Annotated in this window: 11 protein-coding genes; 4 read left to right on the top strand and 7 right to left on the bottom strand. The window is 60.5% G+C overall.

Features of this window, described 5'->3' with window-relative positions; genetic code table 11:
* The first annotated feature begins 116 nt into the window (after window positions 1–116).
* Genes NOM06_RS05800 through NOM06_RS05790 form a run of 3 tightly spaced genes read left to right on the top strand, consistent with a single transcriptional unit; the run spans window position 117 to window position 4,253 of the window.
* Window positions 117–1,253: an FIST signal transduction protein gene (locus NOM06_RS05800; RefSeq protein WP_110303233.1), complete on the top strand. Its 1,137-nt coding sequence runs from the start codon at window positions 117–119 to the stop codon at window positions 1,251–1,253.
* Entirely contained in the window at window positions 1,250–2,707 is a 1,458-nt protein-coding gene (locus tag NOM06_RS05795; RefSeq protein WP_127006461.1) for an HD-GYP domain-containing protein, read from the top strand. Before NOM06_RS05800 ends, NOM06_RS05795 begins: the two co-directional genes overlap by 4 nt.
* 1 nt (window position 2,708) lies before the next feature.
* A complete protein-coding gene (locus tag NOM06_RS05790; RefSeq protein WP_127006460.1) occupies window positions 2,709–4,253 on the top strand; it encodes an HD domain-containing phosphohydrolase in 1,545 nt (514 codons plus the stop codon).
* A 64-nt stretch (window positions 4,254–4,317) separates the two neighbouring features.
* Here the strand turns inward: NOM06_RS05790 and purL are convergent, their stop codons facing one another.
* Window positions 4,318–8,241 carry a phosphoribosylformylglycinamidine synthase gene (purL, locus tag NOM06_RS05785; RefSeq protein ID WP_236316792.1) on the bottom strand — a complete coding sequence of 1,308 codons (3,924 nt, stop codon included), beginning with the start codon at window positions 8,239–8,241 and terminating at the stop codon, window positions 4,318–4,320.
* A gap of 149 nt (window positions 8,242–8,390) precedes the next feature.
* On the opposite strand from purL, the gene mltF reads away from it, so the two are divergent.
* Window positions 8,391–9,875, top strand: a complete 1,485-nt coding sequence (gene mltF / locus NOM06_RS05780; protein ID WP_255910377.1) for a membrane-bound lytic murein transglycosylase MltF — start codon at window positions 8,391–8,393, stop codon at window positions 9,873–9,875.
* A gap of 373 nt (window positions 9,876–10,248) precedes the next feature.
* Here mltF and NOM06_RS05775 read toward each other — a convergent pair whose 3' ends face one another.
* From NOM06_RS05775 to ispG, 6 genes are all read right to left on the bottom strand, one after another.
* The gene (locus tag NOM06_RS05775) at window positions 10,249–10,473 is read right to left on the bottom strand and encodes a zinc ribbon domain-containing protein (RefSeq protein WP_181497237.1); all 225 of its coding nucleotides are present in this window, start codon (window positions 10,471–10,473) and stop codon (window positions 10,249–10,251) included.
* Window positions 10,474–10,596: 123 nt separating this feature from the next.
* A complete protein-coding gene (gene der / locus NOM06_RS05770; protein ID WP_005333794.1) occupies window positions 10,597–12,093 on the bottom strand; it encodes a ribosome biogenesis GTPase Der in 1,497 nt (498 codons plus the stop codon).
* A gap of 74 nt (window positions 12,094–12,167) precedes the next feature.
* The gene (gene bamB, locus NOM06_RS05765) at window positions 12,168–13,352 is read right to left on the bottom strand and encodes an outer membrane protein assembly factor BamB (protein WP_005333796.1); all 1,185 of its coding nucleotides are present in this window, start codon (window positions 13,350–13,352) and stop codon (window positions 12,168–12,170) included.
* Window positions 13,345–13,995, bottom strand: a complete 651-nt coding sequence (locus tag NOM06_RS05760) for a tetratricopeptide repeat protein (protein WP_021229680.1) — start codon at window positions 13,993–13,995, stop codon at window positions 13,345–13,347. Before NOM06_RS05760 ends, bamB begins: the two co-directional genes overlap by 8 nt.
* Window positions 13,996–13,998: 3 nt before the next feature.
* Window positions 13,999–15,276 carry a histidine--tRNA ligase gene (hisS, locus tag NOM06_RS05755; protein WP_005351051.1) on the bottom strand — a complete coding sequence of 426 codons (1,278 nt, stop codon included), beginning with the start codon at window positions 15,274–15,276 and terminating at the stop codon, window positions 13,999–14,001.
* A 138-nt stretch (window positions 15,277–15,414) separates the two neighbouring features.
* Window positions 15,415–16,530: a flavodoxin-dependent (E)-4-hydroxy-3-methylbut-2-enyl-diphosphate synthase gene (ispG, locus tag NOM06_RS05750; protein ID WP_005333801.1), complete on the bottom strand. Its 1,116-nt coding sequence runs from the start codon at window positions 16,528–16,530 to the stop codon at window positions 15,415–15,417.
* Window positions 16,531–16,535: the final 5 nt, after the last annotated feature.

Raw genomic sequence — 16,535 nt, 5'->3', positions numbered from 1 at the left:
GCGAGGGTGATGCCCATCATGGTTTTTGCCATACAACCAGAACCGGGCGAGATCCTCATACCCTCTTGAATTCCTTATTGATATATTGGTTATATTCTGGAATGGAGTTCAGATTGATGAAGCAACACTACGTTTGCCAATTTAACCCGACAGAACTGGCCGCCACGCTGGCACCCTTGCAAGGAGGCAAGCTGACCATACTGCTGGCCGAACAGGATTGCGCGCAGGTTCCCCTGTTGCAGCAGTTGTGCCGCGACTTCAACATCGCCCTGGATGGCGCCATCTTCCCCCAATTGATCAGTGCGCAAGGATTGTTGCCGCAAGGGGCCTGGCTACTGCCCAGAGCCAACCCCTATCACGCCACACTGCTGCCCCTGACACCGCAGGCCAGCGCAGCATCCCTTGCCCAACTGATTGCGGAACAGGTGGAAAGCATGCTGGCCACCTGGCCAACCCCTTCGCCGCCACCAACCCTGTTTCTGACCTTCGACAACCTCATTCCCAATATCGCCTCCATTCTGGATGCGCTTTATCTGCAACTGGCCAATCGCGTCAACTATGCCGGCGCCAACGCAGGCAGCGGCAGCTTCACCCCCCGTGCCTGCCTGTTCGACAATCAACGGCAACTTGCCTACGGGGTCACCTGCACGCTGCTGCCCAGCAACAGCTTTCCCTTTCTGGAACATGGTTACCAACTCTCGGCCCAACCAATGCTGGCCACCAGCAGTGAAGCGAACAAGATTGCCTACATCGATTGGCAACCGGCCTTTCAAAAATATCAGGGGCTGATCCGCCAGCAATTCCAGCACACTATGGTGCGCGAGGAGCTCTACCGTTTCGTGGTGCACATGCCACTGGGCCTGCTGCGGGCCAACGGGGATGTGATTGTCAGGATACCCGTCGAGGCAAACGATGACGGCGCCCTGCTCTGCGCCGGCGAGGTCGCGGAGCACAGCATCCTCACCCTGCTGAAGGCGCCAGAGAGTGCCACCGAACATACCTGCTCACTGGCCTGGCGCCTCAACCAGCAACAAACCCTCACCCGGGCACACTTGCTGGAGGTCTACTACTGCGCAGGACGCCAGCTGCACTTCGACCAGCAGACGGTGACCGAGCTGCGCACCCTGCTGACCCACTCGGGGGCCGGCGATCTGGCAGGAGCCCTCTCCCTTGGCGAAATTGGCAGCGTGCGCCATGGGGATTACCCCCAATTTCATAACGGCGCCATTCTCTGTAACGGGGCATTGATATGAACAACGACCACGCCATGGCCATCGTCTGCGATCTGGCGCTCTGCATCGGGCGTGAAGTCACGCTGGATGCGCTGCTCACCAAGGTACTGCAACGCTTCATGCATCACTGCGCCACGCCGGTTGGCGCGGTATTGCAGCAACAACGGGAGGGATACAAGCTGCTCAAGGTGATCGGCGACGAGCAGCTGCGCCAGCACACCGGCACCACCCTGACCCTGCCCGGGTGGGTCAGCGAGGAGGAGCACTGCCTGCTGCAACAGATGCTCCCCCTGCCGGGCAGCCGCCCCTACCAGTTTGCCTATCGGCTCAAGGTTGAAGGGGGTTATCTCATCTTGCTGCTCGCCCCCCAGCCACATCAGCAGATCGTACCGGTCTGCCATCTGTTCAGCCCGGTGCTCGGCAACCTGGCCCGCGCCATTTCCCTCTGCAAGGACAGCGAGCTACTCGCCCTGCGTCAGCAGGCCGAACTGAAGGATCTGAAACACTTCAACGAATCCCTGCTCAAGGCCATCCCGATCCCGGTGTTCTACAAAGATATCGAAGGGCGATTTCTGGGCTGCAACCAGGCCTTCAATCAGGTGATCGGCATCGGCAAGGAGGCGCTGCTGGGTCGACGGGTCGAGGAGCTGCTGCCAGTCGGGCTTGCCGAGGCCTACAGCATGCGAGAAGCCGAGTTGCTGCGAAGTCGCCAGCCCCAGTGCATCGAACAGCAGTTGCATGACCGCAATGGCATGCGCTATCAGGTCATCTGTTTCAAGGATCTCTTCTATGACCATCAGGGGATGGTTGCCGGCATCATCGGCACCCTGGTCGACATCACCCGCCTCAAGGAGAGCGAGCGCCACCAGCGTGAGCTGCTGTTCCAGACCATCAGTGCCCTCGCCAGCGCCATCAGCCACAAGGATCGCAACAGTGTGGGCCATGAGCTGAGGGTGCGCGATTTGGCACTGGCCATCGGGCAGGCCATGCAACTGCGGCAAGAGCGGCTGGATGCGCTGGGACTGGCGGCCATGGTGCACAATATCGGCCTGCTGCAGATCCCCACCGAGATCATCACCCGCCCACGTGAATTGCGGCCGGTGGAGTTCGAACTGATCAAGCAGCACCCCCAGGCCGGCCACGATATTCTCAAACAGATCGACTTCCCCTGGCCCATCGCCACCATAGTGCTGCAGCACCACGAAAACCTCGATGGCAGCGGCTATCCTCAGGGACTGGCGGGCAACGCCATTACCCTGGAGGCGCGCATTATCCGGGTGGCCGATTCGCTGATCGCCATGACCTCCCATCGCCCGTTCCGCCGGGCCATGCCCCTGAGTGACGCCTTTGCCGAACTGACCCGCTATGCCGGGATCCGTTACGATGAAAAAGTGGTCAACAGCTGTATCGTGCTCTGGCAGACCGGCTACCACTTCGGCCCTCCCATCAGTCAACTTGCAGACAAGGCGGGATAAGATGTCCGAACTCCTCACCTCCTGTGCACTCCCCCACCCACTGACCGATGCGCTCCCCTCCTCGGCGCTGTTGCTGACCCAGGTGATGGATCAGCTTCCCTATCGGGTGCTGCTCAAAGACACCCGATTCAGCTACATCGCGGGCAACCGCCTGCTGGCGGCGGATCTCGCCCTCTCAACAGAGGCACTGGTGGGCAAGAATGACTGCGACTTCTTTCCCCCCGAACTGGTACAACGCTATCGGGAGGATGACGCCCGAGTCATGCGCGAGGGGATACACCAGCACATCGAAGAGCCCTATCTGAAGGGGGGAGAAGCCCGCTGGCTCAGCACCACCAAGTTTCCCCTGCGTGATGAGGCGGGGAGTATCGTGGGGGTCGGCGTCTTCTTCGAAGACATTACCGAGCAGAAGTGGCAGCAGGAGAAACTGCAACAGTACAGCTGGACCCAGCAGGCGATCAGCCGCGCCCACCACGCCCTGCTCAAACCGGGCGATGAGCCGCAACTGCTGCAGGATATCTGCGATGCCATTGCCGTCGATGACCGTTTTCCGCTAGTGGCAGTGCTGCAAGGCCAGCCCGAACTCGCCCAACCGCCGAGGATCGTGGCGCAGGCAGGCAGTGCCGATGCCTCGGAACAAACGCTGTGGTTGAACGATGAGGCCCTCACCCAGGCCATCCTCCACCAGCGGCGTCTCAATCAGGTGATCTTCCACGAGCGGCCCCATACCGGCCACCATCCGTTGCGATCCCGTCTGCTGATCCCCTTGCCACTGCAGGAGGATCTGGCCGATGCGCTGATCATTCACAGCGACCAACCACGGTTGTTCAGCCAGGAGGAGGAGCAGCTCTTCATCCAGCTGACCGACTACCTCACCTATGGCCTGCAGGCGCGCCATACCCAGCAGGCTTATCTGCGCTCGCAACAGGAGAAGATCTTCCATGCCCGCCAGCTGGAGCTGGCATTGGAAGATGCGCTGGGAGCCATCGCCGCCGTGCTGGAGCAGCGCGATCCCTATACCGCTGGCCATCAGAAACATGTGGCCAAGCTGGCCCAAGCCATCGGCCGGGAGCTCAGGCTGGAAGAGAAGCGGCTGCGGGGGATCTATCTGGGCGCCATGGTGCACGATATCGGCAAGATCCAGGTACCGGCCGAAATTCTCACCAAACCGGAGCGCCTCACGCCGCTGGAGTTCGAGCTGGTCAAGGAGCACCCCGCCATCGGCTATCTGGTGCTCAAGGATATCGACTTCCCCTGGCCCATCGCCCGGATGATCCACCAGCACCACGAGTATCTTGATGGCTCCGGCTATCCGCTGGGACTCAAGGGGGATGAGATCCTGCTGGAGGCCCGCATCCTCACCGTCGCCGATATCGTCGAATCCATGTCCTCGGATCGCCCCTATCGCGCCGCCCTCGGCATTCCCCAGGCCCGTGAGCAGATCATCCAGATGCGTGGCCATCAGCTCGATGCGGATGTGGTGGATGCCTGTCTGCGGATCCTCGATCGGGGAGACTTTATCCCCCAACCGCTCGGCAAGCCGTAACGACACGGATAAAAAAACCGGCCAATTGGCCGGTTTCTGTTTTTATGCGCTGGTGCTGTCTCTATTAACCCAGACGAACCCGGGCGTTGCGGAACATCCGCATCCAGGCGCCGTCCTCGCCCCAGTTGTCGGGGTGCCAAGAGTTGGCCACGGTGCGGAACACCCGCTCCGGGTGCGGCATCATGATGGTGGCGCGACCGTCGGTGGTGGTCACGGCGGTGATACCATCCGGCGAGCCGTTGGGGTTGGCCGGGTACTGCTCGGTCACGCTGCCGCGGTTATCGACAAAACGCAGCCCTACCAGACCGCTCTGCTGCAGTGCGCTCAGGTGAGCGGCATCGCGCACCTCGACACGCCCTTCCCCGTGGGAAACGGCAATCGGCATCACCGAGCCTGCCATGCCGGCGAAGAAGGCCGACGGGGACTCCTGCACCTGCACCTGACTGAAGCGGGCCTCGAAGCGCTCGGAGCGGTTGCGCACAAAGCGCGGCCAGAGATCAGCACCCGGGATGAGTTCTCGCAGGTTGGACATCATCTGGCAACCGTTGCAGACACCCAAAGAGAGGGTATCGCCACGCTCGAAGAAGCGCTGGAACTGCTCGCGGGCGTTGTCATTGAACAGGATGGACTTGGCCCAGCCTTCACCGGCACCCAGCACGTCACCGTAGGAGAAGCCGCCACAGGCCACCAGGGTCTGGAACTCCTCCAGCTTGATGCGACCGGAGAGAATATCGCTCATGTGGACATCCACTGCCGCGAAACCGGCACGATCGAACGCCGCCGCCATCTCCACATGGGAGTTGACTCCCTGCTCGCGCAGCACCGCCAGACGGGGGGAGACCCCACGGGCGATATAGGGAGCAGCCACATCCTCGGACGGGTTGTAAGTCAGCTTGGCATGCAGACCCGGATCAGTGGCGTCCTGACGGGCCGCGTGCTCACTGTCGGCGCACGCCGGGTTGTCGCGCAGCCGCTGCATCTGCCAGCTGGTCTCGCCCCAGATGGTGCGAAGAGCGGTACGGCTGGCACGATAGACCTCCTGACCGCCCCGCTGCAAGGTGATGAGATCCCCTTCGCGCACGGTACCGAGCACATGGGAGCAGGCTGCAAGACCGTGACCGGCCAGCAGGGTCATCACCGCCTCTTTATCTTCACGACGCACCTGAATGACGGCGCCCAGCTCTTCGTTGAACAGAGCCGGCAGCAGCTCGCCGCCGATGCGATCGAGCTGGATGTCGAGGCCGCAGTGGCCGGCAAACGCCATCTCGGTCAGTGTGACGAACAGGCCACCGTCGGAGCGGTCGTGGTAGGCGATCAGTTTGCGATCAGCCACCAGCGCCTGAATGGCGTTGAAGAAGCCCTTGAGCTGGACCGGATTGTCGAGATCCGGCGCCTTGTCACCCAGCTGGCGATAGACCTGCGCCAGCGCCGAGGCGCCGAGGCGCTGCTTGCCATTGCCAAGGTCGACGAGGATAAGGTCGGTTTCACCGAGATCGGTACGCAGTTGCGGAGTAACCGTGTTGCGCACATCCTCGACCCGGGCAAAAGCGGAGATGAGCAGGGAGAGCGGCGAGGTGACGCTGTGCTCCTTGCCATCCTGCTGCCAGCGGGTCTTCATGGACATGGAGTCCTTGCCCACCGGAATGGTGATGCCCAAGGCCGGGCAGAGCTCCTCGCCCACCGCCTTGACCGCCTCATAGAGACCGGCATCTTCCCCCGGGTGACCGGCAGCGGCCATCCAGTTGGCGGAAAGCTTGACCCGCTTCAGCGACCCGATGTGGGTTGGCGCCAGGTTGGTGAGCGCTTCCGCTACCGCCATGCGGGCAGAGGCAGCGTGGGAGAGCAGCGCCACCGGAGTACGCTCGCCCATCGACATGGCTTCGCCGTGATAGCTGTCGTAGGTGGCCGCGGTGACGGCGCAATCGGCCACCGGGATCTGCCAGGGACCAACCATCTGGTCGCGATTGACCAGACCGGTCACGCTGCGATCGCCGATGGTGATAAGGAAGGACTTCTCCGCCACGGTCGGCAGACGCAGAACCCGCTCGGCCGCATCACTCAAAGTGATGCCATCGAGCTGGAGCGCTTTGCCTTGGGCAGGCAGGGTCACCACGTCGCGGTGCATCTTGGGCGCCTTACCCAGCAGCACATCCAGCGGCAGATCGATGGGCTGATTGTCAAAGTGGCTGTCAGAGAGGGTCAGATGCTTCTCTTCGGTCGCGGTGCCGATGACGGCATAGGGTGCGCGCTCGCGCTCGCACAGCGCCTTGAACAGCGGCAGCTTGTCCTGCGCTACCGCCAGCACGTAACGCTCCTGGGATTCGTTGCACCAGATCTCCAGCGGGCTCATGCCCGGCTCGTCGCTCTGGATGGCGCGCAGATCGAAACGACCGCCACGCTCACCGTCGTTGACCAGCTCCGGCATGGCGTTGGAGAGACCACCCGCCCCCACGTCGTGGATAAAGACGATAGGGTTGTCGTCACCCAGCTGCCAGCAGCGATCGATCACCTCCTGGCAACGGCGCTCCATCTCGGGGTTATCACGCTGCACCGAGGCAAAGTCGAGATCTTCGGCTGACTGGCCGGAGGCCATGGAGGATGCGGCACCACCGCCCAGACCGATGTTCATCGCCGGGCCGCCCAGCACGATCAGCGCCGCGCCAACCGGGATATCCCCTTTCTGGACATGCTCGGTGCGGATGTTGCCGATGCCGCCCGCCAGCATGATGGGCTTGTGGTAGCCACGCACCTCGACGCCGTTGTGGCTCGGCACCTCCTCTTCGAAGGTACGGAAGTAGCCGAGAATGGCCGGACGGCCGAACTCGTTGTTAAACGCGGCGCCGCCGAGCGGCCCCTCCTGCATGATGTCGAAGGCACTGACGATACGGCTCGGCTTGCCGAAATCCTGCTCCCAGGGCTGCTCGAAGCCGGGAATGCGCAGGTTGGAGACGGAGAAACCGACCAGACCCGCCTTGGGCTTGGCACCGCGACCGGTGGCTCCCTCGTCGCGGATTTCGCCGCCGGAGCCGGTGGCTGCGCCCGGGAACGGGGAGATCGCGGTCGGGTGGTTGTGGGTCTCCACCTTCATCAGGATGTCGACCTGTTCCTGGTGATACTGGTATTCGCCGTTGGCCGGGCTCGGGAAGAAGCGGCCACCCTGGCTCCCTTCCATCACGGCGGCGTTGTCTTTATAGGCAGAGAGGACATGATCCGGCGTCTGCTCGAAGGTGTTCTTGATCATCTTGAACAGCGACTTGGGCTGCTGCTCACCATCGATGGTCCAGTCGGCATTGAAGATCTTGTGACGGCAGTGTTCGGAGTTCGCCTGGGCGAACATGTAGAGCTCGATGTCGTTGGGGTTGCGACCCAACTTGGTGAAGTTCTCCACCAGATAGTCGATTTCGTCGTCGGCCAGCGCCAGACCCAGCGCCACGTTGGCTTCGGCCAGGGCTGCGCGACCACCGCCCAGCACATCCACTTGGGTGAAGGGGCGCGGCTCGTGGTGAGCAAACAGGGCGGCAGCTTCGCTCATCTCGGCAAACACCACTTCCATCATTCGATCATGGAGCACGGCGGCAATGGCGCTGCACTGGGCGGCACTCAGCTCACCCTGCCCCTTGATGGTCAGGTAATAGGCAATACCCCGCTCCAGCCGCTTGACCTGTTTCAGGCCGCAGTTGTGGGCGATGTCGGTTGCTTTGGAAGACCAGGGGGAGATAGTGCCGGGGCGGGGGGTAACAAGAAACAGCTGACCGCTGGGGGTGTGTTCGGGGATGGTCGGGCCGTAGCGCAAGAGCTGGCCCAAGGTCGCTCGCTCGGGGGGAGAGAGGGGGCTTGTCAGCTCGGCAAAGTGCACGTATTCGGCATAGACATCCTCTATCTCTACTCCGCTCTCTACTCCACTCTCGTTTCTCATCTGTGCGAAGCGTTGCAGCAGTTTTTGGACACGAAAATCAGACAGTGCTGGGGCACCACGCAAGATATCCATATGACCTTTCTCACCAAGTTTTAAAGTGGGGGGGAATTGAGACGCGCGTATTATAGGGATCTGGCTCACAGCGGACAAACGTTTTTCTCACTTCGTGCAGTGTGACTCTGCGCACACTCTCTGGTATAAAGGTGCCTCTTTTTTGACAAATGCCGATTTTTTCAACAAAGGTACTCACCTACTTGCGCTGCATTTTTCGACTGTTTATCGGGCTGTTGTTGACGCTGACGCTGGTTGGCTGCGACTTCTATACCCCCTCCAGCCAGCTGGAGCAGATCCGCCAGCGAGGCGAGATCCGGGTTGGCACCATCTATGGTCCCACCTCCTATTACCAGCGTGACGACCTCGCCCAGGGGTTCGATTACGAGCTGGCGCAAAATTATGCCGACTGGTTGGGGGTGAAACTCACCATCATCCCGGTCGACACCACTGACCAGCTGGTCACCCTGCTGAAAAAGGGCAAACTCGATCTGGCGGCTGCCGCCATCATGGTAACCCCCGAACGGCGCGAGCTGTTTCGCTTCGGCCCGGGCTTCTACCAGGTCTCTCCCAAATTGGTCTACCGCAACGGCAAACCCAAGCCGGCCTCGTTAAACGATATCAAGGGCAAGCTGGTCGTTGCCGCCGGATCCACCGGGGAAGATCTGCTCAAAGAGATGAGCAAAGAGAATCCGAAACTAGCCTGGAGCACCAGCGACAACGCCGATGTGGAGGAGCTGCTCAAGCAGGTGGTGGATGGCAAGATTGACTACACGGTGGTGCAGGATACCGTGCTGGCACGTACCCAGCGCTACTACCCGGAGCTCACCGAGGGGCTGACCCTGGCCCAGAAGCAGACCGTTGCCTGGGCCATGAGCAAGCTGCCCGATGACAGCCTCTATGCCAGCGTGATCGACTTCTTCGGTCAGCGCTTTATGGATGGTGCCATCGCCAAGCTGGACGAGAAGTACTTCGGCCATGTGCAGAACTTCGACTTTGTCGATACCCGCACCTTCCTCAAGCGCGCCAAGAGCCTGCTGCCCAAGTACCAGCCGCTGTTCCAGACTCACGCCAAGAATATCGACTGGCGTCTGCTCGCCGCCATCAGCTATCAGGAGTCCCACTGGGACCCGCAGGCCCGCTCCTACACCGGCGTGCGCGGCATGATGATGCTGACCGAGCCCACCGCCAAGGCGATGGGAGTCAACGACCGGCTTCATCCGGAAGAGAGCATCAAGGGTGGCTCCCTCTATCTGCAACAGATGATGGAGAAGGTGCCGGATTCGGTGCCCGATGACGAGAAGGTGTGGTTTGCCCTCACCGCCTACAACATCGGTTACGGCCACATGATGGATGCCCGCCGCCTGACCAAAGAGCTCGGCAAGAATCCCGACGCCTGGAGCGACGTGAAAGAGGTGCTGCCGCTGCTGCAACAGGCGCGCTGGCACCGCAAGGTACGTTACGGCTATGCCCGTGGCAGCGAGGCGCGCAACTATGTCAACAACGTGCGCCAGTATTACCAGAGTCTGCTCTGGCTCGACAACGAGCAACAGAAGGCACATCAGCGGGAGAGTCTCGACAACGACAGCGAGCCCGAGCTGGCCGAGCGCCCCACCGCCATCGCCGAAGTGGTCAATCAGATCACCATGCGCTAACCAGCCATTATTCGGCTGTTTTCACGCAAACTTCTCTGTTACCATCGATTCACATCGGAGCCTATCCGAAATCGCATTGTTTTCATTATGTTGAGAGATTAAATAACAGCAATTTCGGATGGGCTCCATCAATGACCCAAGGCCTGGATGGCCACCTGAGTTGGGAGGAGACCAAGATGCAAAAACGTAGAAAAATCAGTCTGGTCAGAAAAGCGAAGTGCAGCTGGAGCCCCAGACGCAAACTCAAGCTTAATGACATCAAGCGCAATCTGTGGCGCAGAAATCGATCCTATACCCTGCTTATTGCAGAGCACACAGCATAAACCCGGCATTCGCCGGGTTTTTTTATCTTCTTTCTCACCTGAATATCGTCTTACACCAGCGCCGCCTTGAACTGTACAGTCCGCTTGGAGATCAGCGAGTTGCAGTGGTTGCAGAAGTAATCCACCGCGCCGCACGCCTTGAGACGCTCCAGCTCCTGCTGGCAGGTGGGGCAGATGGCCGTAACGCAAACAGGGGCCTGGCACTGGCCACAGGTTTGCTCCTTGCTGCGGGTATCCAGTTCAGCCTGGCATGATGGACAAAGCAGGGCTTCCATAATCAACTCCTCGAAAGTGGATCTGCCATGGTCTTGTTCCATGGCAGATCCCCCTCCCCTTATTCCTCACCTTAACATGGCGAGGATAACAAAGCGGCTGCCGGTGAGGGCAGCCGCAAGGACTTATTTCTTCTTCATTTTCAGCAGGCGTTTGCGCTGACGTTCCTGACTCAGGGTCATGGTGTTCTTCTTCCCTTCAAACGGGTTGACCGACTCCTGGAACTCGACCCGGATCGGCGAGCCCATAATCTTGAGGGACTTGCGGAAGTAGTTGATCAAATACCGCTTGTAGGAGTCCGGCAAGTCGTTCAGCTGGTTGCCGTGGATCACGATGCGCGGCGGGTTGTAGCCACCAGCGTGAGCATACTTGAGCTTGACGCGGCGACCGTTGACCATCGGCGGCTGGTGATCTTCCTGCGCCATCTGCATGATGCGGGTCAGCATGGCCGTGCTGGTACGACGGGTGGCGGACTGGTAAGCCTCCTGAATGGATTCAAACAGATGGCCGACGCCGCTGCCGTGCAGGGCGGAGATGAAGTGGACACGAGCGAAGTCGATGAAGCCCAAGCGACGATCCAGCTCGTTCTTCACATCCTCTTTCACCTTCTGATCCAGACCATCCCACTTGTTCACCACCAGCACCACGGAGCGACCGGCGTGGAGCACATAGCCAAGGATGCTCAAGTCCTGATCGGTGATGGTCTCTTGGGCGTCGATCACCAGCAGGCAGACGTTGGCATCTTCGATGGCTTTCAGGGTCTTGATAACGGAGAACTTCTCCACCGTCTCGTGCACCTTGCCACGACGACGCACACCGGCGGTGTCGATAACCACATACTTCTGCTCGTCACGCTCCATCGGAATGTAAACGGAGTCACGGGTGGTGCCGGGCATGTCATAGACAATGACCCGATCTTCACCCAGCATGCGGTTGGTCAGGGTCGATTTGCCGACGTTGGGACGACCAACGATGGCGAACTTGATGGGCAGGTCGGCGAACGGGGTCTCCTTGGTGTCCTCTTTGGTATCGAGTTCACCGGCAGCCACCATGCGCAGCAGGGCTTCTTCGTCGAAGTCCTCCTCTTCCTCATCCTGCGCATCTTCATCGGTAGCAGAGTCGACCAGGGTCTCCAGATGAGGAGCCAGGGCCAGTTCCAGCAGGCTCAGCACGCCACGACCGTGGGCGGCCGCGATCTGGTAAACCTCGCCCAGCGCCAGACCGTAGAACTCGGAGACCGCGGAATCACCGTCGATACCATCGGTCTTGTTGGCCACCAGAAATACCTTCTTGTGGGCCTTGCGCAGGTGCTCGGCGATGGCTTGATCCGCCGCGGTCAGACCGGCACGGGCATCCACCATGAACAGCACGACGTCCGCTTCTTCGATGGCCAGCAGAGATTGCTCGGCCATCTTCAGCTCGATCCCCTCTTCGGTGCCATCGATACCGCCGGTATCGACCACGATAAATTCCAGCTCGCCCAACTTCGCCTGACCGTATTTACGGTCCCGGGTCAGACCGGGAAAATCGGCAACCAGGGCATCCCGAGTACGGGTCAAGCGGTTAAACAGGGTGGATTTCCCCACGTTGGGGCGGCCCACCAGGGCTACTACAGGAGTCATAAAAGCCTCATTCTCAAGACGACAAAGGCTCCGGGTCCGAAGACCAGGAGCCGGATATTCACATTATCGGACGATCAAGGACGCTTGAGGGCGTACAACTTGCCGTCACGGCTCTGCACATACAGGGTCTCGCCATCCACCAGCGGGGCGGCGTAGAGACCACTGCTATCGAGCTGCTGCATCGCCTTGATGGTACCGTCGGTACGATCAAGCCAATACAAGTATCCTTCCACATCACCCACCACCACATAGTCACCGAAGATGACAGGTGCAGTGACGGTACGATTTTCCAGCTGGGTGTTGGACCACAGCTCCAGACCGTTGCGACGGTCGATGGCAAACAGGTGGCTGCGACTGTCGGTCAGCACGATGGCATTACCGGTCATCGCCAGATCGCGATAGCCGGAATACTTGCGCTTCCACACTTCATCGCCGGTCATCAGTTTGCGCGCCATCAACTGACCGTTGTAGGCGATGGCGTAGAGCTCATCACCGGCGATCAGCGGGCTGGCATCGACGTCAACCATGCGGTCCAGCTCGGTGGCACCGCGCGGATCAGCCACCTTGGACTGACGCACAGGCTGGCCGTTGCTCAGCAGGGCGATGCCCACCTTGCCATCGGCACGACCGTAAATCACGGCGCCGTTGGTGATCACCGGTGCTCCGGCACTGCGCAGGGTCAGCGGCGGCTGCTCTTCGGAGAGCGACCACTGCATCTTGCCTTCATCAGTGTCGAGGGCGATCAGGCGACCGGAGGTGGTCAACACCACCACGCGGCCATCTTCCACCGCGGGGCTTGCCACCACTTCGCCGGGCACATTGGTCTGCCACAGCACTTCGCCATTCTCTTCGTTCAGGGCGTAGACCACCCCGTTCTCGGAGCCGAGGAACAGCTTGCCGTAACGGGAGACCAGACCACCGGAGAGGCGGGCGCTGCGCTTGTCGGCGTTGACCGGCAGGTCGGCCAGATCGACGGTCCAGAGGCGATCGCCACTGGCACGGTCAAAAGCGCTGACATCGCCGTCGCGGGCCGCCGCGTAGATACGATCCTCTTCCACCACCGGCTTGAGCTGGGAGTAGAAGTCACCGATGCCATCACCCACAGTAGATGACCATGCGGTGTCGGCAGTGAAGGCAGATTCAACCTTGGGCAGCGGCGCCATCGGGTTGAGATCCTCTTCGGAACTGAACAGGGAGCAACCCTGCAGAGCGAAGGAGACCGCAGCCCCCAGCGCCACCATCTTGAATAGATTACGCATCCGGTGCCTCACCAGTCGCAACGGCCGGCAGGGCCAGATCGTCCATTTTCAGCTTGAGCTCGGCGCTACCCTGCAGGCCGCCGGCATCCGCCGCCGCCTGATAGGCATCACGAGCCTCTTCGGTCTTGCCCTGCTTTTGCAGCACATCACCACGGGCTTCGGCTACCTGCGCCTTGAAGGCCTCATTCTGGATGGTTGCCAGCTTGGCCAGCGCTTCATCTGCCTTGCCCTGATCATTCAGCACACGGGCCAGACGCAGCGCCGCGATGGGACGAATGCTCTCGTCACCCGTGGTCGCCACCAGCTCCAGCTGCTCGGCAGCCAGATCCAGCTTGCCCGCCTTGACGGCAGCGGCAGCCAGTTGCAACGCGGCCAGTTCACCGTAGGAGTCACCCTTGTTGGCGGTGACAAACTGCTGTGCCTGCTCGAAACCGGCGGCATCGCCCTTGGCCAGCTGCTCAATCACCTGGTTGTAAGAGTGGGAGGAGGCCTCCATGGTCTCTTGCTGGTGCTGGTTGTAATAGCGCCAGCCGAACAGACCGACCAGACCGATCACGGTCCCGGCAATCACCGAGGTTCCGTTCTCTTTCCACCACTCCTTGATAACCTCAACCTGTTGTTCTTCGGTGGTATAGACTTCCACAGCTTACTCTCCTTTGGCTGCCAGCAGGGCAATGGCGGCGTCAACCTTGACGGTCTGTTGCTCGGCCTGACCACGCAGATATTTGATAGTGATCTCCCCGTTTTGCACCTCGGTCTCACCAAGGATCAGGGCGATTGCCGCGCCGCTCTTGTCGGCACGTTTGAGTTGTTTCTTGAAGTTGCCACCACCGCAGTGGCTCATGAGGCGCAGGTCCGGCAGGGCATCGCGCAGACGCTCGGCCAGCTGGAAGCCAGCCTGCTCGGTCCCCTCGCCCACCATCGCCAGATAGACATCCACCGCCGGGCGGATATCGGCGTTGAGCTCGAGAGTCTCCAGCATCAGCACCAGACGCTCCATGCCCATGGCAAAGCCCACGGCCGGGGTCGGTTGACCGCCCAGCTGCTCTACCAGACCATCGTAGCGGCCACCGGCACAGACGGTGCCCTGGGCACCCAGACTGCTGGTGACCCACTCGAACACGGTCAGGTTGTAGTAGTCAAGACCACGTACCAGACGCTCGTTCACTTCGTATTTGATACCGGCAGACTCGAGCAGGCGCTTGAGCCCCTCGAAGTGGGCCAGGCTCTCTTCGCCCAGATGGTCGAACAGACGCGGGGCACCCGCCAAAATGGCCTGCACCTTTTCATCCTTGGAGTCGAGCACCCGCAGCGGGTTGCTGTACATGCGGCGCTGGCTCTCTTCGTCCAGCTGCTCCTTGTACTGCTCCAGATAGGCCACCAGCGCATCGCGGTAAGCGGCACGCTCGGCGCTCTGACCCAGGGTGTTGAGCTGCAGGGTGACATGCTCGCTGATGCCAAACAGACGCCACAGACGGTGGGTCAGCATGATCAGCTCAGCGTCAATGTCCGGCCCGTTGATGCCAAACAGCTCGACACCGAACTGGTGGAACTGGCGATAACGGCCCTTCTGGGGACGCTCGTGACGGAACATGGGGCCCATGTACCACATCCGGCGTTCCTGGTTGTAGAGCAGACCGTGTTCGATACCGGCACGGACGCAGCTGGCGGTCCCTTCCGGACGCAGGCTCAGGCTGTCGCCGTTGCGATCTTCAAAGGTGTACATCTCTTTTTCGACCACGTCGGTCACTTCACCGATGGCGCGCTTGAACAGATGAGTCTGCTCGACAATCGGCATGCGCACTTCGCTGTAGCCATAGCTGGCAACGACCTGGCGCAGGATCTGTTCAACCTTCTGCCATACCGGGCTCTGCTCCGGCAGGCAATCATTCATACCGCGAATAGCTTGGATCTGTTTTGCCACGTTGATACTCGAGAAAAAGAGGTAAAATTTGGCCGCATTATAGGGATTTTCCCCCCCAAGGTAAAATCAGGGAATCCGGATGCGGGATTTAAAATCAGTCACCAGGAAAAAGGGCCACCCAATGTGGCCCTGTTTCGCTCACTCCTTGTCCATCGGGATCCGGTTAGCGGGATCCAGCATGGCGGCGCGGGCGCGAATGCGGCGCTCCAGAGTTGGAATGAGATCCTTGTTGTCGAGCCGATCGACCCGCTGGCCCCCTTCATAGAAGGCACTCTTGTTGGCGGCCCCCGCCAGACCAAGGTCGGAGACCAGTGCTTCGCCCGGCCCATTCACCACACAGCCGATGATGGAAACATCCATTGGGGTGATGATGTCTTCGAGCCGCTCTTCCAGAGCATTGACGGTGGCGATCACATCGAACTCCTGCCGTGAGCAGGATGGGCAAGCGATAAAGTTGATGCCACGGGAGCGAATACGCAGGGATTTGAGGATATCGAAACCGACCTTCACCTCCTCCACCGGATCCGCCGCCAGCGAGATACGCAGGGTATCGCCGATGCCGTCGGTAAGCAGCATGCCCAGACCAATGGCAGACTTCACCGCGCCGGCACGGAAACCGCCCGCTTCGGTGATGCCAAGGTGCAGCGGCTGTTCAATCTGCTTGGCGAGCAGGCGATAGGCACCGACTGCCAGGAACACATCGGAGGCCTTGACGCTCACCTTGAAGTCCTGGAAATCGAGACGATCGAGATAGTCCACGTGACGCATGGCGGACTCTACCAGCGCCTCTGGGGTCGGCTCGCCGTACTTCTCCTGGATATCTTTCTCCAGCGACCCGCCATTGACCCCGATACGGATCGGGATATTGAGGTCGCGCGCGCAATCGACCACAGATCGCACCCGCTGCTCATTGCCGATGTTGCCCGGGTTGATACGCAGGCAATCGGCACCGTACTCGGCCACTTTCAGGGCGATGCGATAGTCGAAGTGGATATCGGCAACGATGGGGATGCGGGTCTGCTGTTTGATCAGCCGGAAAGCTTCCGCCGCTTCCATGGTGGGCACGGAGACACGGACAATATCGGCACCGACCCGCTCGATCCGCTGGATCTGCTCGATGGTGGCGGCGACATCTGTGGTCTTGGTGTTGGTCATGGTCTGCACGGTAATGGGGGCATCGCCCCCAACCGGTACATTACCAACCATGATCTGTCTGGATTTACGACGAATGATGGGGGATTCGTGAGAAGACATGGGAA

The sequence above is a fragment of the Aeromonas sp. JL9 genome (assembly GCF_024436075.1).
In the GTDB taxonomy this organism is placed as follows: Bacteria; Pseudomonadota; Gammaproteobacteria; order Enterobacterales; family Aeromonadaceae; genus Aeromonas; species Aeromonas veronii.
This window is presented reverse-complemented; position numbering and strand designations above follow the sequence as displayed.

Bases quoted from the DNA above. Each gene is read 5' to 3' on its own strand.
- NOM06_RS05800 (WP_110303233.1), top strand. From the start codon at position 117: ATGAAGCAACACTACGTTTGCCAATTTAACCCGACAGAACTGGCCGCC.
- NOM06_RS05795 (WP_127006461.1), top strand. From the start codon at position 1,250: ATGAACAACGACCACGCCATGGCCATCGTCTGCGATCTGGCGCTCTGC.
- NOM06_RS05790 (WP_127006460.1), top strand. From the start codon at position 2,709: ATGTCCGAACTCCTCACCTCCTGTGCACTCCCCCACCCACTGACCGAT.
- purL (WP_236316792.1), bottom strand. From the start codon at position 8,241: ATGGATATCTTGCGTGGTGCCCCAGCACTGTCTGATTTTCGTGTCCAA.
- mltF (WP_255910377.1), top strand. From the start codon at position 8,391: ATGCCGATTTTTTCAACAAAGGTACTCACCTACTTGCGCTGCATTTTT.
- NOM06_RS05775 (WP_181497237.1), bottom strand. From the start codon at position 10,473: ATGGAAGCCCTGCTTTGTCCATCATGCCAGGCTGAACTGGATACCCGC.
- der (WP_005333794.1), bottom strand. From the start codon at position 12,093: ATGACTCCTGTAGTAGCCCTGGTGGGCCGCCCCAACGTGGGGAAATCC.
- bamB (WP_005333796.1), bottom strand. From the start codon at position 13,352: ATGCGTAATCTATTCAAGATGGTGGCGCTGGGGGCTGCGGTCTCCTTC.
- ispG (WP_005333801.1), bottom strand. From the start codon at position 16,530: ATGTCTTCTCACGAATCCCCCATCATTCGTCGTAAATCCAGACAGATC.